The following is a 20,351-nucleotide window of genomic DNA, read 5'->3' on the forward strand; positions in this document are numbered from 1 at the left end:
GTCAGCGGCGCGCGCTCACCGTCAGCTCCGGCTTCTGACTGATGGTCTGGAATACCACGCAATAGCGCTCGGTCAGCTTCAGCAGCGAGTCTATCCGCTCCTGCGGCTCATTGGTGTCGAGGTTGAAATTGAGCCGGATGGCGCGAAAGCCGACCGGCGCATCCTTGGCGACACCGAGCGTGCCGCGAAAATCGAGATCGCCTTCGGCTTCCACCGTGGCGGCACCGAGCTTGAACTCGAGCGCCGTCGCCACCGCCTTCAGCGTCACCCCGGCGCAAGCCACCAAGGCCTCCAGCAGCATGTCGCCCGAGCAGAGCTCAAGCCCTGAGCCGCCTGTTGCCGGATGCAGTCCGGCGATGGCGAGCGCCCTGCCCGTCTCCACCTTGCAGGCAACCGACTGGTCGTCGATCGAGCCCTTGGCGCGAAGCGTGATCAGGGCCTGCGAAGCATCGTCACGATAGGCCTGCTTCAGCGGCGCCTGCATGGCCTTCAGTTCGGTCGCATCCATCCGCTTTCCCCTTTCGTCGACTGCTTGCGTCACCGGCATACGCCGTCCGGTCGAGATTTGCGCCGATCACCGTGGGAAGGCAATGCCGTTCCGCAACAGGAGACAGCCGCCAACACCGATATCCCAAATGGGACATTGACGGACAAGGTCCCAAAACGTCTGATCCGGGCAAGTCATCACTCCATTTCCCGGCGGTCCCAAGATGCCCCGTACCCTCTCGACAAGGCCGAAACAGGATGGGTTTCGCGCGCCCGGCGAATTCGAACCCAAATCAGGCTGCTGGATGATCTGGCCGGAGCGACCGGACACCTGGCGCCTCGGCGCCAAGCCCGCGCAAAAGCTGTTCGCGGATGTCGCCGGGGCGATCGCGCAAAGCGAGCCGGTGACGGTGGCGGCCTCTGCTCGCCAGTGGCAGAATGCCCGAGCGCGATTGCCAGGCCATGTGCGCATCGTGGAGATGTCCACCAACGATTCCTGGCTGCGCGACAGCGGCCCCAATTTCGTCGTCAACGATCAAGGCGACGTGCGTGGCGTCGATTGGATCTTCAACGCCTATGGCGGTTTCGACGGCGGCCTCTATTCGCCATGGGACCTGGACGACCTGGCGGCGCAGAAAGTGCTCGAAATCGAGAACATGGATCGCTACCGCGCACCGCTGATCGCCGAGGGCGGCGGATTGCAGTGCGACGGCCAGGGCACCCTCATCACGACGGAGCAATGCCTCCTCAACCGAAATCGCAACGCCCATCTCGGCAAGGCCGAAGTGGAACGCCAGCTCGGCGACTATCTCGGTGTCGATACCGTCATCTGGCTGCCACGCGGCCTCGCTTTCGACGAGACCGACGGCCATGTCGACGACGTCTGCTGCTTCGTGCGCCCCGGCGTGGTCGTGCTGAGCTGGACCGACAACCGGGAGGACCCGCAATACGAGATTGTGCGAGAAGCCGAAGAGGTGCTGCGTTCGGCCCGCGATGCGCGTGGCCGCGCGCTGAAAGTTCATCGGCTGCCCCACCCCTTGCCGATCGAGATGACGCCGGAAGAAAGCGACAGCGTGGACCGGCTGGATTCGACCTGGGCGCGACCGGCTGGAAACCGGATCGCGGCGAGCTATATCAACTACTATCCGGGCAACAGCGTCGTGGTGGTACCGCAGTTCGGCTGCGATCTCGATGTGACGGCCAAGCAGACGCTGGCCGAGCTGTTTCCCGACCACAAGATAGTCGGCATCGAAAACTCACGCGAGATCCTGCTGGGTGGCGGCAATGTCGCCTGCATCACCTTGCCAGTCTATGCCCCGCAACGGCGTTGAGGGACGGGGCATGCCCAAAACAGATAGCGAAAACGGAGGACATTTATGCGCGCTCTGATCTTCTCAACCCTGCTTGCCTGCGGCATCTGCGCAAATGCGGCTTCGGCTGACGAGGAAAAGATCGTCAACGTCTACAACTGGTCCGACTACATCGCGCAGGACACGGCCGAGAAATTCGAGAAGGAGACGGGCATCAAGGTTCGCTACGATGTCTATGACGGCAACGAGGTGCTTGAAACCAAGCTGCTCACCGGCGGCTCGGGATATGACGTGGTCTACCCCTCAGCCTATCCGTTCCTGAAGAACCAGGTGAAGGCGGGGGCGTTCCTGGAACTCGACAAATCGAAGCTTGCCAACCATTCGAAGATCGATCCGCAGGCCCTGGCGCTGATCGCTGGCGCCGACCCGCGGAACCTGCATGCCGTGCCCTATATGGCGGTCACCGACGGCATTGGCTACAACGTCGCCGCGGTGAAGCAGCGGCTGCCGGACGCGCCGACGGATTCCTTCGCCATGGTCTTCGACCTCGAAATGGTCAAGAAGCTGTCCGATTGCGGCGTGGCCATGATCGATGCGCCGGCGGAAGTCATCCCGATGGCGATGAACTATCTTCACATCGACCCCAAATCGACCAGTCCCGACGACCTCGCCAGGGTCGAGGACCTGATGGGCAAGGTGCGGCCCTACATCCGCTATTTCCATTCGTCCAAATACATCAACGACCTCGCCAACGGCGACATCTGCGTGGTGTTGGGCTGGTCGGGGGACATCCTCCAGGCAAGGACTCGTGCGGCGGAATCCGTGAAGAAGCTGGAGATCGCCTATTCCATTCCCAGGGAAGGCACGCTCATCAACTTCGATACGATGGCGGTGCCGAAAGATGCGCCGCATCCCGACAACGCCCAGGCCTGGATCGACTTCAATCTGCGGCCCGATATCGCCGCGGCCAATTCCAGCTATGTCTCCTACGCCAATGCGATACCGGAGTCCCTGCCGCTGATGGACAAGGCCATAGCCAGCGATCCCGGCGTCTTTCCGGCTGATGCCGTAAAGGCCAAGCTGTTCGTGGTCGACAACAACGACCCAAAGTGGCTGCGATCGCAAAACCGCATGTGGACGCGCATCGTGACGGGGCAATAGAGCCGGCGGGAGCCGTCAGGCTCAAGCGACGTCGCGGAGGGTCGCCAGCAGCTCGACCTGGGAGTGCACGCCGAGCTTGCGGTAGATCTGCTTGATGTGGTTGCGGACGGTGCCGGGCGAGACGGCGAGACTTCGCGAGATGGTCTTGGCGTTGCCACCATCGACCAGGTGCCGCGCAATCTCGGCCTCGCGCCTGCTCAGCCGCGAGCGAGCGTCACCGATTGCGGCGCCCTTGTGCCGGAAGCGGCACAGATGAAGCAATCTTCCCAAAATGAGCCTTGTCGCGCTGCTTGCCGCGCAAGCCGTTGCCAGATCCTGCTCGCCAAACGGTTCTGCCCCGTTTCGCCTGAGAAAAGTGACATAGCCAGCGGTCAGCCCGTCGAGATTGAACACGCCGGTGATCTCGTCGAAACTGTCGGAAGGGCCGAAGAATTCGCGATAGTAGGGGGTGCGCTGGAAGTCGCCATTGCGGAGTGCCGACAGCGGCAACAGGAAATCCTGCCTTGTGCTGGCGAACCTCTGGAAGAAGGGATCCTGGCGATACAGTCGTGCATCGTAGTCGCGGTTCCAGCGATCGGGGCCGGCATCGTCGATGGTCAGGGACGTGATATCGCGACGGTAAAAGCCGACATAGGCGCGGTCGGAGCCAAGCAACTCGCTCGCCGCTGCCGTGAAGCGAGCCGACAATTCTTCGGGAGTCGCGGCAACGGCCGCAGCGGCCACACCGCCGCTCCAGCGTCCAAACTGATCGAGGGAAACGTTCGACTGCATTCCGGCTCACAGTAGCGCAAGCCGTTACAAGTTCAAAACAGCCATTTCCTTTGACTTCGAACCTCTCGGCCATACCTATGCGGGAGTCGTTGTCGCGGAGCCATCATGCCGGTCAAGCTGAAACTGATCTGCCTTATCCTGCCGATGCTTGCCGTCCTGGCGCAGCCCGTCCTGGCTGAAACAGCGGAGCGGCCGGCGCCCTCGGGCGGCGTTCTGTCCCTGCTGCCGCCGCCGCAGACAACCAACCATTCGATCACGCTGGCCGGAAGAAAGCTGGATTACCAGGCAAAAGCCGCCACCCTGTCGCTGCTTTCCGGCAAGGGCGACGTCACGGCGGAGATCTTCTATGTCGCCTACACGCTGGAGCCGCCGGCAAGCGGGGCCAAAGACCCGCAGCGGCCGATCACCTTCGTGTTCAACGGCGGCCCTGGAGCAGCGTCCGCCTATCTGCATATCGGCGCTCTCGGTCCACGGATAATCGCGACGGGAGCCGACGGCGAATTCCTGCCGTCACCGCAAAGACTGATCGACAATCCGGACAGCTGGCTCGACATGACCGATCTCGTCTTCGTCGATCCGGTCGGAACCGGCTATAGCCGCGAGGCACCGGGGCAGGACACGCGCGATTTCTGGGGTGTCAACCAGGATGCCAGCTCGATTGGCGCCTTCATCCGGCTCTATCTCTCGCAGAACGGCCGCACCGGCTCGCCGCTGTTCCTTGCCGGTGAAAGCTATGGCGGGTTCCGCGCGGCGCTGCTCGCCAGGACATTGCAGGAAGATATCGGCATCAGTCCGAACGGCATCGTGCTGATCTCCCCGGCGCTGGAGTTCACGCTGGTGCAGCCCGACGAATTCGAGCCGCTGCATTGGGCGCTCGAACTGCCTTCACTGGCGGCGGTGCGCCTGCGCGCCGAAGGCGTCAGCGGCGATGCATTGCGGGAGAAGCTGGCAGACGTCGAACATTATGCGATGGGCGATTACCTTACGGCGCTCACCAGCGGACTGGAGCAAGGCAGCGGCTGGCCAGTCAACGCGTGGCTGACATCACCGGCCTGCCGCTCGACCTGGTGCAGCGGAACTCCGCCCGCATTCCCACCGGCCTGTTCGCAAGGGAGTTCGCCCGCGCCAGCGGCAAGGTGCTCAGCCCCTATGACGCCACGATCGGCACGGCCGACATCGCGCCCGAGAGCGCTCGCATCGCCGGCCCGGATCCGGTGCTCGACCGCAGCGTGCCGGCGCTGACGTCGGCGTTCGTCGGCTATATCAGCGACGAACTGCATTTCCGCACCGATGTCAGCTATCGGCTGCTCAATGGCGAAATCAGCCATAATTGGGACTACGGGACCAGCGCGTCACGGCAAGGCTATGCCGGGGTAATGGACGATCTGCAGCGAGCACGCTCGCTGAACCCCTCGCTCGGCGTCGTGATCGTCAACGGCTACACCGACCTGGTCACGCCTTACCTCGCCTCGCGCTACCTGGTGAACCAGATCCCGTCGCTCGCCAATGCCAAGCCTATCCGTCTCGATGTCGTCGAGGGCGGGCACATGATGTATTTCCGATCCGATGGTCGGCGCGCCCTGAAAGAGGCCGCTTCGGAGCTTTACCAGGCGACGCAATAGGCTTGGCGACAGTGCAACTCGCCATGGACCCCTGCCCCAACATAAGCACCGGGCTGGCGTAGCGCCGCAGCGGTTTTCGCCCGTATAGCTTGGTGCCAAGGGAGCTGAATTCACAGTTCCCTTGTGTCGCTCCTCACAGCATTTCTGCCGCTCCGGCAATTTTGGTCCCACGCGCCTTATGGCCGATATCGCCATTCTCGAAACACGCGAGCGGGTTCTTGCAGGCATCCTGCTGACCGGTGCGGCCTATCTGCTGTTTTCGACACAGGATGCTTCGATCAAGCTGTTGGTCGTCGGCATGAGCGTCTGGCAGATCATGTTCTTCCGCAGCATCACCATTCTGGGTGCGTGCGCGGCGATCGGCGGACGACAGTTGTTTGCTGACACGATGCGCTCGCCGATCGTGCGGCCGATGCTGGTGCGCAGTGCCTTCACGCTTGCTGCGTGGCTCTGCTACTACAACGCGGCGCGCAGCCTGCAGCTCGCCGAACTGACCACCGTCTATTACGCGGCCCCAATCATTGTCACCGTGCTTTCGGTGTTCCTGCTCGGCGAAAAAGTGCCGATGCTGCGCTGGCTGGCGGTGCTGATCGGCTTTGCCGGCGTGTTCATCGCTTGCGATCCGACTCATCTCGGCCTGTCCGTGCCGGTGCTGCTGGTGCTGGCGGCCGCCTTCTTGTGGGGCATCGCCATCGTACTCTTGCGCAAAACCGCCCTTGCCGAGCGCTCGATGATCCAACTCCTGCTCAACAATTTCTATTTCCTGCTGTTTTCGGCGGTACCGGCGTTGTTGTGGTGGCGGACACCGGACGGGGCTCAGTTGCTGCTCCTTGCCAGCGTCGGCGCACTCGGCGGCCTGGCGCAGTATCTTCTCTTCGAGGGCATGAAGCGCACACCGGCCTCGGTGCTGGCACCGCTGGAATACACCTCGCTGTTGTGGGCGTTCGCGCTCGGCTTTGCGATCTGGGGCGACGTGCCGCGCCGCGAAGTCTTCCTGGGTGCCGCCCTGATCGTCGCCGCCGGCCTGTTGATCGTCGGCACCGAGCATTTCCGCAAACGGCTATGATGTGCATGGCCATGATTGCTGACACTACGATGTCAGGACCAAGCGGCGTAGGCTGGTTGCATGACTGACTTTGCAGCCGCCACCGACACCGCCGCGGAGCGCACACTCGGCATCATCCTGGTGTCGTCCTCAGCTGCCGTTTTCGGCCTGACCGGTGTCCTGACAAAGTCGATCCATGCCGACCCGTTGACCATCATCTGCTGGCGCGGCTTTGTCGGCGCGATCCTGATCAGCTTCTATGTGCTGTGGCGGCGTCACCGTTCCGGCAACCGCGAAACGCTGCGGCTTGGCTGGCGCGGCTGGCTGCTGGCGGTGGAAGGTGCGCTGGCCAGCATCGCCTTCATATCGGCGTTCAAGTTCACCTTCGTCGCCAATGTCGCCGTCATCTATGCCACAGCACCTTTCGTCACCGCACTGCTGGCCTGGGTTCTGACGCGCGAACCGTTCCGGTTGCAGACGATGGTCGCCGCCGCCGTGTCGCTGTGCGGCGTGGCGATCATGGTCTGGTCCGGCTTCGGCAGCGGCAATCTGTTCGGCGACGGACTGGCACTGCTGATGACCATCGGCAGCGGCCTCTACATGATCATGGTACGCGCCTTCCGCGACACGCCCGTGGTGTGGGCCGGTGCGGTGTCGGCCTTCCTGTTGTTCGTGCTCGGCTGGTTCGTCACCGATCCGCTGGCGGTTTCGCCAAGGGATGCGGTTCTGCTCGTCACTTTCGGCGCGTCCTTCGCGCTGTCCTCGATCCTGTGGACGGAAGGCGCGCGGCTCATCCCGCCGGCCGAATCCGGGCTGCTCGGCTCGGCCGAAGTGCCGTTCGCGATCCTGTTTGCCTTCCTGTTCCTGGGCGAGATTGCACCAGCCGCCAGCATGATCGGCGGCGTCATCGTGTTGTGCGCGGTGTTCGCCCATGCGGGGCGGGATTGGCTGATGGCCCGCTCGCAACGCTTGGCCGGCCCGCAACGCGTGGCGTCAAATATTTCTTAAAAAAGTGACGCGGTCACGGAACCATCATCCGGGTCAGGCATTATTGCTGCGACGGGCCATCCCCAAGTCCCCCCAAACCCCTCGGCCCGTCCTACTCCAAGCCGACCGTAAGGTCGGCTTTTTCTTTGGGCATTCAACCGCCCGGCAGGGCAAGGTTGCCACTGAGAAGGGCCGCCAGATCGCCCGCCGGACCATCGGAGCCAGCGAGCAACCGGATGGCGAACTCAGCCATTGGAACATGCGGCAGGCCAAGTTCGCGCGGCGCCTCGACAATGCCGGAATGGGCAAAGCGAGCCGTTCGCAGCGTCAGCGCGACACCGGCGTTCACCGCCGTGCGCAGGCCGGCCAGACTGGCGCTGCCGGCAGCGATGCGGTAGCGGCGGCCGGCAGCATCGAGTGCGGCAAGTGCTGCCTCGCGAAAACCGCAATACGGATCGAGCAGCGCCAGCGGCAATTCCTCCTGCCGCGAAGCCAGCCCTTTTTGTGAGCATAGCCATATCATCGGCTCCCGCAGCACGCCGACTTCGTCCGGCGCTGCCGCCTGGCGCATGACGATCGCCAGATCGAGGCCGCCAGACTGCAGCGCCTGCGCCAGCTCTGCCGAGCGGCCGACCCGCAGTTCGATCCTGACGCGTGGATGACTGACGGCGAAGGCTCGCAGCAGATCCGGCAGGCCGCTGTCGGCAAAATCCTGCGTCGTGCCGATGGCGACGCGCCCGGCAGCGCGCACGCCCTTCAGTGCCAGCCAAGCCTCGCGATGGGCGGCAAGGATCCGCCTGGCATGGCCGACGAGGTCTTCGCCTGCAGGGGTCAAGCCGCGTCCTCGCCCTTGCGGCGCCAGCAGCGGCTCACCGACGATTTCCTCCAGCCGCTGCATCTGGGCGGTCACCGCCGAGGGCGAGCGGCCAACGCTTGCAGCCGCCTGGGCCAGCGAGCCGCTGTCGACGAAAGCAAGGAAGGTTCGGAGCAGATCGGGATCCAGTGTTTCCATACTTCGATCTTATCGAATCTTCAGTTAAAAACAATTCGATTTTTTTGACCTAAAGATGATGGCATGGTTGTTTCAACGGCGATCGGACGCCGCTCAAGCCAAGGAGAAGAAAAATGCCCATCATCAACGTCAGCGTCACCGGCAAGCCTGACGCGGCGCTTTCCGCTCGCATCGCAAAGGAGGCCACGGAAATCACCGCGACGCAGCTGCGCAAGGACCCGACGATCACGGCAGTTGCCGTGTCCTATGTCGATCCGCAGCACTGGTTCGCCGGCGGCAAGTCGCTGGCCGAGCACGGCACCAACACGTTCTGGCTTGATATCAAGGTGGTCGACGGCACCAACACCAAGCTCGAGCTGGAAGCCTATCTGAAGGCGATCTTCGCAGCCTTCGGCCGTCTGCTGGGCGCAGTGCACGAGGAGAGCTACGCCTTCGTGCATGAAGTGCCGGCAGCCGCTTACGGCTATGGCGGCAAGACGCAGGAATTTCGTTTCATCAGTGGACGGCTGCAGGCGGCGTGAGAAGCAGCTTCCCGCACCAAGGGAAGCAAAAGCTCCGCATTGACCTTGCTCCCACATCGTCTAGGTTCTGGCCGACACGGCCGCAAAGAGCCGAGATGCTAAAAACGTTGGGAGAGACGCGGCATGATCCTGACACTGGCGCTGCTTGCGGGTCTTGTTCTGGCCTGGCTGCTGATCGGCGTGGCGGAAAAATTCCGCCTCGGCCTGCGCTTCACCCAGGCGCTGCTCTATGTGCCGTTCAAGCTCGCCTACCGGATCGGAGATAGCCGCATCAGGATCGCCCGCAAGGCGCAGGCCCCAGTCATCTACGTCATCTCGCATCAATCGCGCTTCGAGCCGGCGCTGATGCTGTCGCTGCTGCCGGAAGACACGCTGCATATTCTCGATGAGGTCTCGGCGCGCTCGCCGTGGCTCGAACCTTGGCGCGAGCTTGGCCGCACCATCGCCTTCAACGCCGAACATGTCTTCGTCAGCCGCCGGTTGGTGCGGGTGCTGAAGGGCAAGGGCCGGCTCGCTGTCTATTTGCCGGATGCGGTCGAGCCCGACGTCAAGACGTTTCGGCTGTTTCGTGCCGTCACCCGCATCGCCATGCAGGCCGATGCCAAGATCGTGCCGATCTTCGTCGGCGGCGCGCGCAGCCTGCCGGTGTCGCTGACGCCCGCGGACAAGGCACCACGACACTGGTTTCCGCAGCTGTCGATCAGCGTGCTGGAGCCGATGACCATCGCCGAACTGGTGGCGCGCAATCCCGAGCAGGCCTCGAACACCAACGCGCTGTTCGACCGTGTCGCCGAGGCGCGGCTCTTCGGCACCAACCTCGATCGTGGCCTGTTCCTGGCCATGCGCGATGCCGCCGACCGCGTCGGCGCTTCGCACACGATCATAGAAGACGTCATCTTGGGTGCGTTGAGCTACCGCAAGATGTTCATCGGCGCCCGCGTCCTGGGCAGGCGCTTCGAGGCCGTCACGGCGCCGGGCGAAGCGGTCGGTGTGATGCTGCCCAACGCCAATGGCGTCGTGCTGTCGCTCACCGGCCTTCTGTCGGCCGGCCGGGTGGCGGCGATGATCAACTATACGGCCGGGCCGGCGAGCGTCACCGCGGCCGTGCGCACGGCGGTGATAAGGACCGTGATTTCGTCCCGCGCGTTCGTCGAGAAGGCCGACCTTGCCGATATCGTCGCGGCGGTCGAAAAGGGCGGCGCCAGGCTGCTTTGGCTGGAGGATGTGCGGGAAAGCGTAACCACATTGGACAACCTTGCCGCCGCCTTGCTGTGGCGCTGGCCGCTGCAGCGGCAGGATGCGGCCAAGCCGGCGGTGATCCTGTTCACCTCCGGTTCGGAAGGCACGCCGAAAGCGGTCGTGCTGTCGCACAAGAACCTTTACGCCAACGCCATGCAGGCCGAGGCGCGGATCACCATCTCGCCCGCCGACATCCTGCTCAACGTGCTGCCGGTGTTCCATTCGTTCGGCCTGACGGGCGGCACCATCCTGCCGCTGGTCACCGGGGTAAAGCTGTTCCTCTACCCCTCGCCGCTGCACTACAAGATCATTCCCGAGGTTGCGCGCAAGGTAAAACCGACCATCATGTTCGGCACCGACACATTCCTCGCCAACTATGCGCGCACCGCCAAGGACGGTGATTTTTCCAGCCTGCGCTTCGTCGTCGCCGGCGCCGAGGCGGTGAAGCCGGAAACCCGCCGCGTCTACCGCGAACGCTTCCAAGCCGAAATCATCGAAGGGTTCGGGCTGACGGAGGCGGCACCCGTGGTTGCCGTCAACACCGCAATCCATGGCCGCGACGGCACGGTGGGTCGGCTGCTGCCGGCCATGCGCATGAAGCTCGAGCCGGTCGACGGCATCTCCGACGCCGGCCAATTGTGGCTCGACGGACCGAACCTGATGATGGGCTACATGACCGCGGACCGCCCCGGTGAATTGCAGCCGCTGACCGGCTGGCACGACACCGGCGACATCGTTGCCGTCGACCGCGAAGGCTTCATCACCATTCGCGGACGCGCCAAGCGCTTCGCCAAGATCGCCGGCGAGATGGTGTCGCTGGGTGCGGTGGAGATGCTGGTGCAGTCGCTGTGGCCGGAAGAGCACCACGCGGCTGTGGCCGTGCCCGACAAGAGGCGCGGCGAGCGCATCGTGCTGGTCACCACCGCCGACGACGCCAATCCCGACGAATTGCGCAAATTCGGCAAACAGGCGGGTGCTGCCGAACTGATGGTGCCGAACGACATCGTTAAGGTCGAGGAAATCCCGGTGCTGGGATCCGGCAAGACCGACTATGTGTCGACGAGAAAGCTGGCGATCGACAGGCTGGGGCTCGGCGTCGCGGCGTAAATACCTCGCGGTCGTCATCCTAGGGCGAAGCAAGGAGCGAAGCGACGCGGCGCAGACCCTAGGATCCATTCCGTGACATTCACGTCACGCGCGGCCATTCAGAAGGCGACCGGCGCCAAGCGATTGCCAGTTCTCGTCCGTTGCGCTTTTTGGCTGAGGTCACGGCATGGATCCCAGGGTCTTCGCAACGTCGCTTCGCTCCTGCTTCGCCCTAGGATGACGAAAGCGTAGGTTCTAACCTATATCCGAAGGCGGCACCTTCTCGCCCTCCAGCTTGGCGCGCTTCGAATAGGCGCGCACGCTGAACGGCAGGAAGATCAGGTAGCCGGCGACCGAAGCGGTCAGCGTGTACCAGGGATAGGTCATCAACAGGAGCACGTAGAGGACGACACCCAGGATGATCGGCAACACCTTGTCGCCCGGGATTCTCAGGCTCTTGCCGGAATAGACAGGCAGCCGGCTGACCAGCAGGAAAGCGACCAGGATGGTGAAGCCGGTGGCGACGAAGGCTGCTGGACGACTGGGCTCCAGACCTGTGCGCAGGAAATAGAGATAAAGCGGCAGCATCACCAGCACGGCGCCAGCCGGCGCCGGCACGCCGACGAAATATTCGGACTGCCATATGGGGCGATCGGCCTTCTCGTCATCGAGCACGTTGAAACGGGCGAGGCGCAGCCCGCAGGCGATGGCGAACAGCAGTGCCGCGATCCAGCCCGGCGAACCGGCGCGGTCGAGCAGGAAGGCATAGAGCACCAGAGCCGGCGCCACGCCGAAATTGACGATGTCGGCCAGCGAATCCATCTGAGCGCCGAATTTGGATGTCGCCTTCAGCATCCGCGCCAAGCGGCCGTCAATGCCGTCGAGGAAGGCTGCAAGCAGCACCATCACCACCGCCGGCTCGAAGCGGCCTTCGAAGCCGAAGCGGATGCCGGACAGGCCGGCGCAAATGGCGAGCACGGTGACCAGATTGGGCAGCACCATGCGCATCGGGATTTCGCGGATGCGCGGACCGCCGCTGGCATGGGCCTCGAACTTTTTGTATTGCGTGCCCACCGGTCAGGAAACCCGAACAAGAGGCGTGCCGGCAACACCGCCGAATTCGGCCAGCACGGTTTCGCCGCCAACCGCCGTCTGGCCGACTGCAACGCGCGGCGTCGCGGTCAGGGGCAGGAACACATCGACACGCGAGCCGAAGCGGATCAGGCCAAAACGCTCGCCAGTGCCGATCGAGCCGCCGGCCTCGGCCCAGCAGACGATGCGGCGCGCCACCAGGCCGGCGATCTGGACGGCCGCGACCGTGCCATTGGGGCTCTCGATGACCAGGCCGTTGCGCTCGTTCTCGGTGCTGGCCTTGTCCAGTTCGGCATTGAGGAATTTGCCCGGCCGATGTTCGATTTTCGCAATACGGCCGCGCACCGGGGCGCGGTTCACGTGGCAGGAGAAGACGTTCATGAACACCGAGATGCGGGTCATCTCGACATTGCCGAGGCCGAGTTCGCGCGGCGGCACGGCGGGTCCGACCGCCGAGATGATGCCGTCGGCGGGGCTGACCACCAGGCGGTCATCTACCGGCGTGACGCGCTCGGGATCGCGAAAGAAATAGACGCACCAGGCCGTCAGTATCAGACCGATCCAGAACAGGATCGAGGAGAAATAACCGAGGAAAAGCGTCGCCGCGCCAAAGGCTGCGATGAAGGGATAGCCCTCGCGATGGATCGGTACGAACGCGTTCTTGACCGTATCGACAAGGCTCATCGGTAATAAACAGGCTCCGTTTCAAGTCCGGCCTCAATAGCCGAAAGCCCCCCTCGCCGCAACGCAACAATAGGGAAGGCCGTATTGGGTGCGCCGGCAGGGGTCGCGATCCGCTTGCTAGGTCGGTGTCGTTGTCGGCAGAATTCGGGACACCGACGGTTCAAGGCGCCGGAAAAGGTTGCCCGTCCATGATCCCAAATCCGAAGGCTTCTGAAGCCCGCACCGGCCAGGTGCTCAGCGTCGAAGCGCCGGCACCTGGCATCGGCTGGCGGTAGCAGCCTTGCTACAGCCCGGGAACCCTCTGATAGTTGGCGATGTCGGCGCGAACGCCGAGCCGGGCGATCGTCTCCTGCGGGTTGAAGGCGATGCGCTCGTGCGCGGCTTTGACGATCGGCACGACGTTGTCGACGGCCGCCTGGCTCTCCCATTCGACGATGGTGACGAGGTTGAATTCGCCTGGGCCTGAGAATTGCTCGAGCAGGAAATCCTGCACAAAGCCTTGTTGCAGGCGCAGCAATTCATGCGTCGTCCGGACCTTGGCGAGTATCTCCTTGCGAGCGGCGGCCGGGACGACGAATTTGTCCACCCTGAACACGCTGCCCCCGTCAACAGTCTGATTTGTCTCGCTCATTCGATTGCTCCGTTTTTTAAACACGCTAGTTGGCGGGCTCCAAGAACGGCCTACGATCTCAACTTAAGTTGAGGTCAAGCGGAAATTTTCTCTTTTCCCCTCGTTGGAGAAGGAAACGGTGTCAATTCACCTCCGACGTTCGTCGACGAACGACAACGCCAAGCTCGTCGCCCTCGCGGGCGATGCGTAGGCGCTCCTCGGCCTCGGTCGCCTCGCGCTGGCGGTCCCACATCGAGGCGTAGAGGCCATGCTTGCGCATCAGCTCGGCATGGGTGCCGCGCTCGGCGATCTGGCCGTCCTGCAGCACGATGATCTCATCAGCGGTAATCACCGTCGACAGGCGGTGGGCGATGACGATGGTGGTGCGGCCACGGCTGACCAGATCGAGCGCGGCCTGGATTTCCTGTTCGGTGTGGCTGTCGAGCGCCGAGGTCGCTTCGTCGAGCATCAGGATCGGCGGCGCCTTCAGGATGGTGCGGGCGATCGCCACGCGCTGCTTCTCGCCGCCCGAAAGTTTTAGCCCGCGTTCGCCGACCATCGACTTGTAACCGTCAGGCAATCGCTCGATGAACGGGCCGATCTGGGCGAGTTCGGCGGCCTTCTGCATATCCTCCTCGCTGGCGCCGATGCGGCCATAGCGGATGTTGTAGGCGATGGTGTCGTTGAACAGTACGGTGTCCTGCGGCACCATGCCGATCGCTCCGCGCAGGCTCTCCTGCGTCACGTCCCTGATATCCTGGCCGTCGATCAGCACCTGGCCGGACTGGACGTCGTAGAAGCGGAACAGAAGCCGCGAGATGGTCGACTTGCCGGCGCCCGAGGGCCCGACAATGGCCACGGTCTTGCCGGCCGGCACCTCGAAGCTGATGCCCTTCAGGATCTTGCGGTTGGGGTCATAGGAAAAATGCACGTCGCGGAACTCGACCTTGCCGGCGCTGACAGTAAGTGGCTTCGCGTCCGGCTTGTCGACGATCTCCTGCGGCACATCCAGAAGGTCGAACATCTGCTCGATGTCGGTCAGCCCCTGGCGGATTTCGCGGTAGATGAAGCCGATGAAATTGAGCGGCACCGACAGCTGCATCAGCATGGCATTGATGAAGACGAAGTCGCCGACCGTCTGCGTGCCGGCCTGCACTTCCAGCGCCGACATGCACATGACGATGACGGTGCCGAGGCCAAAGATGATGCCTTGGCCGAAGTTCAGCCAGCCGAGCGAGGTCCAGATCCGGGTCGCTGCGACCTCGTAGCGTGCCATCGAGCGGTCGAAGCGCTCGGCTTCCATGCCCTCATTGTTGAAATATTTCACCGTCTCGTAATTGAGCAACGAGTCGATTGCCTTGGTGTTGGCATCGGTGTCGCTGTCGTTCATGTCGCGGCGGATCGAGATGCGCCAGTCGCTGGCGCGGACCGTGAACCAGACATAGACCCAGACGGTGACCGCGACGACGACTACGTATTTCCAGCCATAGGTGTAGGCGAAGATGCCGGTGGTCAGCGCGAATTCGAGGATGGTCGGCGCCGTGTTGAGCATGATGAAGCGCACGATCGTCTCGATACCCTTGGTGCCGCGCTCGATGATGCGCGACAGGCCGCCGGTGCGGCGCTCGAGATGGAAGCGCAGCGACAGTTGGTGCATGTGGACGAAGGTGCGGAAGGCGAGCTGGCGCACCGCGTATTGGCCGACACGGGCAAACAAGGCGTCGCGCAATTGATTGAAGCCAAGTTGCACCAGGCGCACGACATTGTAGGCAACGACCAGCATGACCGGCGCCAGCAGAAAACTCGGCAGCGGCGGCACCGATTTGGCGTCGCCGGCCAGCGCGTCGGTCGCCCATTTGAAAAAATAGGGACCGGCGACCAGCGTCAGCTTGGCGACGACCAACAGAAGCGTCGCCCATGTGACCCGGGCTCTCAGATCGGCGCGATCCGCCGGCCACATATAGGGCCACAAATTGAGCAGCGTCTTGAAGGTCGAGGAGTCGGAGACGGTTTTTTCGGCCATTTCTTGTGCCTTCTTCTTATGTCTTTTTGACCATGATCTCGTCCGAGAACCGGGCTCCACTTTTCGGGATCATGGTCTAGCGGCCGGAGCAGCAGGAATTGACGAGCGCGGCCACCGACGCGGAAACATCGGCAAGTGCGGCACGATCGACCTCGTAGCGCGAGCGCTGACGGTCGGGTTCGAACCGGACCAGCCCGGCTTCGACCAGTATCTTCAAATGTTGTGACACAGTGGACTGCGCCAGATCGAAACGGTCGACAACCTCGCGGCAGCAGCAGGAGTTGCTTGCGGACAGGTATTTCAGGATTTCGATCCGAGCCGGGTGCGAAAGTGCTGCCAGCCGGGTGGCAACGGCTCGGCTGTCCGGGGCGCAGCCAGGCATACCTATTTCAGCTAGGGATTCGCTCATCGTCCATCGGCGATAAACGATGGTCGACGCTGCTGCAAGCTACTCTTCTGGGCAGAGCAGATAGCGGCTAACGCTTTGGACTGGACTTCTCGATCCCCGGGATGCCGGCAATCCGCTCAGCCAGGAAGTCGACCATCAGGCGGACCCTTGCAACGCCCGCGCGCTCCGGGACGATCAGCATGTTCAAAGGGGCGGACGGCAGTGAATAATCATCCAGTATCGTCTCGAGCAGGCCCGCCGCCAAAAGATCGTCGACAAGCCATCGGTGAGCCGGTGCGACCCCTCGACCCGCGAGCAAAGCCTCGCGCGCGGCAAGCCCATGGTCGACACGCAGGCGCCCCGCGAAAGGCACCATATGGCGCTCGCCTCCGGCGCCCTGCAAGGCAAGAGTTTCACTCCCCGCCACGTTCGACATCCGGATACCCTCATGTCCAGACAGATCCGACGGGATAGCCGGTCTGCCTCGCTGCGCCAGATAATCCGGCGATGCCACGAGCAGGCGCCGTGACAGGCCGAGGGCCCGCAGCCTCAATGAGCTGTCGGTGAGCGGCCCCAACCGAAGCGCGATGTCGACACCTTCCCTGACGAGGTCGACACGCTCATCGCTGAGGCTGAGGTCAACGCCGATGTCGGGATATCGGTCCTGAAAGTCGAAGATGAGTCGGCTGGTGTGCAAGACCCCGAAAGCGGCAGTACAGGATATCCGGACGGTGCCGGCCGGCGCGCCACGTGCGCCCCGCGCTTCGTCGCCGGCCTGCTCGACAAGGCGCAGGATCTGGACGCTGTTGGCATAGTAGCGGCTGCCCTCGTCGGTCAGCGTGACCCGCCGGGTGGTCCTGCTGAGCAAAGGCGCACCCACTGCCTCTTCGAGTTCCTGCAGATGCCGCGTGACCGTCGATTGTCCGATACCCAGTTCACCGGCAACCAAGGACAGATTGCCCCGTTCCGCGACGCGAACGAAGGTGCGCATGCGTTCGAGGGTGATGTCCGATTTATCCACTATTCGGCACAATCTTATGCATTACGAATATATAGCGGATTGCGTCGATATTGCCTAGCTAAGGGACCAGTTTTTCAATCCCCGGAGTCCCCCGCATGAAAATCCTACTTGTCTTCGCACATCCCGAATCCCGCTCGCTCAACGGCGCGCTCCGCGACGTCGCCATCAGAGAACTCGAGGCACAAGGCCACGAAGTGCGGGTGACGGACCTCTACGCCCAGGGTTGGAAATCAGCGGTTGATCGGGCCGACTTTCCGGTTTTGGCGCCGGGCGCGCGGCTGATGCCTGCCGCAGCGTCAAAAAAGTCTTTCGAGGCCGACGCGCTGACAGAGGACGTCAAGGCCGAGATCGCAAAGCTGCTATGGGCGGATGCCCTGATTCTCCAATTTCCGCTCTGGTGGTTTGCCATGCCGGCGATCCTCAAGGGCTGGGTCGACAGGGTCTTTGCCTACGGCTTCGCTTACGGCGTGGGCGAACATAGCGACAAACGATGGGGCGACCGCTACGGCGAGGGAACCTTGATGGGCAAGCGCGCAATGTTGATCGTGACCGCCGGCGGCTGGGAGGAGCACTATGCCCCTCGCGGCGTCAACGGACCAATTGATGATCTGCTGTTCCCGATCAACCACGGGATCCTCTACTACCCGGGCTACGACGTCCTTCCGCCATTCGTCGTCTACAGCGTCGACCGCTTCGGTGAAGCCGACTTCGAACCCACCGCCGAGCGCCTGCGCGAGAGGATGAGAACGCTCGCGACCACGCAACCCATCCCCTATCGCCGGCAGAATGGCGGCGACTATTTGATTCCGAGCATGAAACTACGCCCCGACCTGGGGGATCCGAACATGATCGGATTCAAACTGCACCTGAGCGGCTCAGCACACCAGTAGATTTCGACCTGGACGGCCTTGGATCTAGTTGGTCTTGGCCGGCGCTGTCGTTGCCTGCTCGCCCATCGTCTTGAGGTCGGCTGCCTCGCCTTCCTTCGACTTTTCCGGGACCTTGAACACCTGCCCCGGCCAGATGCGGTCGGGATCACTGATCTGGTCCTGGTTGGCGAGGTAGATGGTCGAGAAGCGTACGCCATGGCCGTAGACGCGCCGCGAGATCCGCCACAGCGTATCGTTGCGGCGGATGATGACGGCGCCGTCGGCATGTTCGAGCTTGGGCGCCACGGTCTCGGGCACATCGCTTGGCGGCGTCGCCTCCGCCACAACGGCCGGAGCCTCGGTGGCGGGAGCAGGCGTCGTGGCCGGGGCCGTCCCGGCCGCGGCCGGCGCCTCGGCGGCGGCAGGTGCGGCCGGCTTGGGCTGAACGGGCTTCGGCGCCGAGGGTGCCACGGCGGCGACCGCTTCGCCGGGCTCGCGCTCGAACGGCACGGCTGCGCGGGCCACAACTGTCACACCGTCGGTATCGAGGCCGTCGACACGAATTGTGTAGCTGCCGACCGGAATGTCGCGCGTCGCCTCGACCAGGAAATGACCGTCCGTCGAAGTTTGCGCATCACCGAGCAGGATATCGTTGGCATAGGCGCGCACCTTGCGGCCGGCATCGGCGAGACCGGCGACAAAGATCTTGCTGCCGTCGATCTCGACCGCCTCGACGACGATCTTGGGCTCGGTCACGCCTGCAGCGGGCGGCGTCGCCGGCGCTGCAGGAGCCGGTGCTGCTTCTACCACGGCAGGAGCCGGTGCTGCTTCTACGACGGCAGGTGCCGGGGCGGCTGGTGCCGGAGCAGTTGCGGGCGCTTCGGCTGCGGGAGCAGCCGGCGCGGCGGCCGGAGCAGCCGGCTTTGTTTCGGGCGCCGGAACGGTGAGCAGTTCGGCCGGTTTGCCCGGCTCCTCGACCATTGCCAGCACCTGGCCGGCGGCATCCTTGGGAACCGAAACGACAGCGGTCTGCACCGAAGGGGTGACGACATCGCCCGTGGTCGCGCGCAGTGCGATTGTATAGTCGCCGGGCTTCAGCGGATCGTCCAGCACGATGACAAATGCGCCATCGGGACCGGCAACCGTCGAGCCAAGCACGGTCGTGCCGTTGAGGATCTCGACCTTTGCGTTGGGCGCTGCATTGCCGGCAACGACGATCGAGCCATTGCCCTCGACGCGCACGACGTCAAAGGACGGTGCGACGGGACCGGCCGCAGCCGGCGCCGCCGCGGCCGGTGCCGTTGCCTGGGGCACCGCGGCGGGAGCCGCGGGGACCTCCGCGGCGGGCAGCCGCGCTTCGGTGCCGGGATCGGCCGATTTTGGCGCTGCGGGCGACGTCTGCGCCGCCACTTGCGCCGGCGGCGTGGGATTGAGATACGGGTCGAGTGCGCCCGATACATAGGCGGTTCCCGCGGCAGCAACGGTCCCACCCGCCGCGAACAGGAACGCCTTCAGTGGATTAATTGCCATATTTCCCTACCCCTTAGCCACCTAACGCCGGTCTAGCTTGTTTTGCCAATGCCGACAAGAAAAACGGGCCGACAAGAAAAAGCCCGGGCTTGTTGACCCTTGGGGCTTGACCACGCTTTCAGACCCAATCACCAATCATCGGCATGAACACGATTCGATCCGTCTGCGTCTATTGCGGCTCGTCTCCGGGCCGTGATGAAATCTATATCAAGGCCGGAAACCTGCTCGGACGCTCGATTGCCAAAGCAGGAATGCGGCTGGTCTATGGCGGCGGCACCAAAGGCATCATGGGCGCTGTCGCCGAAGGCGCTTTGCGCGCCGGCGGCAAGGTGACGGGCATCATTCCGCGCTTCCTGATCAACAGGGAGGCAACCGAAACCGCGCTTGACCGGCTCGACGAGTTGCTGATCACCGACAACATGCACGAGCGCAAACACAAGATGTTCGAGAAATCCGACGCCTTTGTGGCGCTGCCGGGGGGCATCGGCACGGTCGAGGAGATCGTCGAGGTGATGACCTGGGCGCAGCTTGGCCATCATCGCAAACCGATCGTCTTCGGCAATGTCGGAGGATTCTGGGATCCGATGCTGACGCTGCTCGATCACATGGCCGCTGAGGGCTTCATCCACACCGCGCAACGGGTCAAGCCGCTGGTTGTCGACGACCCCGAAGCGATCGTCGCCGCCATCATGGTGGCTGGATCCTCCGTAGACGCCCCGACCGAGGGCGTGCAGTCGGTGATAGACAAGATGTAGGGGAATACGGGAGTAAGGCAGTAGGGGAATATGTGAAGTGCCTGGGAACGGCGCCCCCTATTCCCCTATTCCCCTATTCCCCTATTCCCCTATTCCCCTATTCCCCTATTCCCCTATTCCCCTATTCCCCTATTCCCCT

Annotated in this window: 20 protein-coding genes; 10 read left to right on the forward strand and 10 right to left on the reverse strand. The window is 63.4% G+C overall.

Features of this window, described 5'->3' with window-relative positions; genetic code table 11:
* Window position 1 precedes the first annotated feature (1 nt).
* The gene (locus NKJ37_RS13205; RefSeq protein WP_056580352.1) at window positions 2-508 is read right to left on the reverse strand and encodes an OsmC family protein; all 507 of its coding nucleotides are present in this window, start codon (window positions 506-508) and stop codon (window positions 2-4) included.
* A gap of 202 nt (window positions 509-710) precedes the next feature.
* On the opposite strand from NKJ37_RS13205, the gene aguA reads away from it, so the two are divergent.
* Both aguA and NKJ37_RS13215 read left to right on the forward strand, forming a co-directional pair.
* Window positions 711-1,817 (forward strand): agmatine deiminase, encoded by a 1,107-nt coding sequence (gene aguA / locus NKJ37_RS13210; protein WP_352722768.1) that lies wholly within the window; start codon window positions 711-713, stop codon window positions 1,815-1,817.
* 45 nt (window positions 1,818-1,862) lie between these two features.
* A complete protein-coding gene (locus tag NKJ37_RS13215) occupies window positions 1,863-2,957 on the forward strand; it encodes a polyamine ABC transporter substrate-binding protein (RefSeq protein ID WP_352550560.1) in 1,095 nt (364 codons plus the stop codon).
* Between the two features lie 21 nt (window positions 2,958-2,978).
* On the opposite strand, the gene NKJ37_RS13220 is transcribed toward NKJ37_RS13215, so the two are convergent.
* Window positions 2,979-3,680: a helix-turn-helix transcriptional regulator gene (locus tag NKJ37_RS13220; protein ID WP_352753442.1), complete on the reverse strand. Its 702-nt coding sequence runs from the start codon at window positions 3,678-3,680 to the stop codon at window positions 2,979-2,981.
* A gap of 153 nt (window positions 3,681-3,833) precedes the next feature.
* On the opposite strand from NKJ37_RS13220, the gene NKJ37_RS13225 reads away from it, so the two are divergent.
* The 4 genes from NKJ37_RS13225 to NKJ37_RS13240 all read left to right on the forward strand — a co-directional run bounded on the left by NKJ37_RS13225 (window position 3,834) and on the right by NKJ37_RS13240 (window position 7,403).
* Window positions 3,834-4,970: a S10 family serine carboxypeptidase-like protein gene (locus NKJ37_RS13225; protein WP_352773964.1), complete on the forward strand. Its 1,137-nt coding sequence runs from the start codon at window positions 3,834-3,836 to the stop codon at window positions 4,968-4,970.
* Entirely contained in the window at window positions 4,943-5,350 is a 408-nt protein-coding gene (locus NKJ37_RS13230; RefSeq protein WP_352773965.1) for a hypothetical protein, read from the forward strand. Before NKJ37_RS13225 ends, NKJ37_RS13230 begins: the two co-directional genes overlap by 28 nt.
* Before the next feature lie 178 nt (window positions 5,351-5,528).
* Window positions 5,529-6,416 (forward strand): DMT family transporter, encoded by an 888-nt coding sequence (locus NKJ37_RS13235; protein WP_128303058.1) that lies wholly within the window; start codon window positions 5,529-5,531, stop codon window positions 6,414-6,416.
* 60 nt (window positions 6,417-6,476) lie between these two features.
* Entirely contained in the window at window positions 6,477-7,403 is a 927-nt protein-coding gene (locus NKJ37_RS13240; RefSeq protein ID WP_352677475.1) for a DMT family transporter, read from the forward strand.
* Between the two features lie 133 nt (window positions 7,404-7,536).
* On the opposite strand, the gene NKJ37_RS13245 is transcribed toward NKJ37_RS13240, so the two are convergent.
* Window positions 7,537-8,394 carry a LysR substrate-binding domain-containing protein gene (locus NKJ37_RS13245; RefSeq protein ID WP_352773967.1) on the reverse strand — a complete coding sequence of 286 codons (858 nt, stop codon included), beginning with the start codon at window positions 8,392-8,394 and terminating at the stop codon, window positions 7,537-7,539.
* 113 nt (window positions 8,395-8,507) lie between these two features.
* Here NKJ37_RS13245 and NKJ37_RS13250 point away from each other — a divergent pair, with 113 nt between their 5' ends.
* Window positions 8,508-8,915 carry a tautomerase family protein gene (locus tag NKJ37_RS13250; protein WP_352609784.1) on the forward strand — a complete coding sequence of 136 codons (408 nt, stop codon included), beginning with the start codon at window positions 8,508-8,510 and terminating at the stop codon, window positions 8,913-8,915.
* Window positions 8,916-9,038: 123 nt separating this feature from the next.
* Window positions 9,039-11,261: an AMP-binding protein gene (locus tag NKJ37_RS13255; protein ID WP_352609786.1), complete on the forward strand. Its 2,223-nt coding sequence runs from the start codon at window positions 9,039-9,041 to the stop codon at window positions 11,259-11,261.
* A gap of 234 nt (window positions 11,262-11,495) precedes the next feature.
* Here the strand turns inward: NKJ37_RS13255 and NKJ37_RS13260 are convergent, their stop codons facing one another.
* The 6 genes from NKJ37_RS13260 to NKJ37_RS13285 all read right to left on the reverse strand — a co-directional run bounded on the left by NKJ37_RS13260 (window position 11,496) and on the right by NKJ37_RS13285 (window position 17,058).
* Window positions 11,496-12,314 carry a CDP-alcohol phosphatidyltransferase family protein gene (locus NKJ37_RS13260; protein ID WP_502895160.1) on the reverse strand — a complete coding sequence of 273 codons (819 nt, stop codon included), beginning with the start codon at window positions 12,312-12,314 and terminating at the stop codon, window positions 11,496-11,498.
* A gap of 3 nt (window positions 12,315-12,317) precedes the next feature.
* Window positions 12,318-13,016 (reverse strand): phosphatidylserine decarboxylase, encoded by a 699-nt coding sequence (locus tag NKJ37_RS13265; RefSeq protein ID WP_352442157.1) that lies wholly within the window; start codon window positions 13,014-13,016, stop codon window positions 12,318-12,320.
* A gap of 283 nt (window positions 13,017-13,299) precedes the next feature.
* Window positions 13,300-13,647, reverse strand: a complete 348-nt coding sequence (locus NKJ37_RS13270; RefSeq protein WP_023813733.1) for an antibiotic biosynthesis monooxygenase family protein — start codon at window positions 13,645-13,647, stop codon at window positions 13,300-13,302.
* A 121-nt stretch (window positions 13,648-13,768) separates the two neighbouring features.
* The gene (locus NKJ37_RS13275) at window positions 13,769-15,649 is read right to left on the reverse strand and encodes an ABCB family ABC transporter ATP-binding protein/permease (RefSeq protein ID WP_023813732.1); all 1,881 of its coding nucleotides are present in this window, start codon (window positions 15,647-15,649) and stop codon (window positions 13,769-13,771) included.
* A gap of 76 nt (window positions 15,650-15,725) precedes the next feature.
* Window positions 15,726-16,058: an ArsR/SmtB family transcription factor gene (locus NKJ37_RS13280; RefSeq protein ID WP_031213736.1), complete on the reverse strand. Its 333-nt coding sequence runs from the start codon at window positions 16,056-16,058 to the stop codon at window positions 15,726-15,728.
* Between the two features lie 67 nt (window positions 16,059-16,125).
* Complete coding sequence (locus NKJ37_RS13285) at window positions 16,126-17,058, reverse strand: LysR family transcriptional regulator (protein ID WP_031213735.1); 933 nt, start codon at window positions 17,056-17,058, stop codon at window positions 16,126-16,128.
* A gap of 95 nt (window positions 17,059-17,153) precedes the next feature.
* Here NKJ37_RS13285 and NKJ37_RS13290 point away from each other — a divergent pair, with 95 nt between their 5' ends.
* Window positions 17,154-17,948, forward strand: a complete 795-nt coding sequence (locus NKJ37_RS13290) for an NAD(P)H-dependent oxidoreductase (protein WP_023813729.1) — start codon at window positions 17,154-17,156, stop codon at window positions 17,946-17,948.
* A 24-nt stretch (window positions 17,949-17,972) separates the two neighbouring features.
* Here NKJ37_RS13290 and NKJ37_RS13295 read toward each other — a convergent pair whose 3' ends face one another.
* Window positions 17,973-19,457, reverse strand: a complete 1,485-nt coding sequence (locus tag NKJ37_RS13295) for a LysM peptidoglycan-binding domain-containing protein (protein ID WP_128303054.1) — start codon at window positions 19,455-19,457, stop codon at window positions 17,973-17,975.
* Window positions 19,458-19,600: 143 nt separating this feature from the next.
* On the opposite strand from NKJ37_RS13295, the gene NKJ37_RS13300 reads away from it, so the two are divergent.
* Window positions 19,601-20,212, forward strand: coding sequence for an LOG family protein (locus NKJ37_RS13300; RefSeq protein ID WP_023812907.1), 612 nt, complete (start codon window positions 19,601-19,603; stop codon window positions 20,210-20,212).
* Window positions 20,213-20,351 lie beyond the last annotated feature (139 nt).

This window comes from Mesorhizobium sp. M0140 (genome assembly GCF_040322475.1).
Taxonomy (GTDB): Bacteria; Pseudomonadota; Alphaproteobacteria; order Rhizobiales; family Rhizobiaceae; genus Mesorhizobium.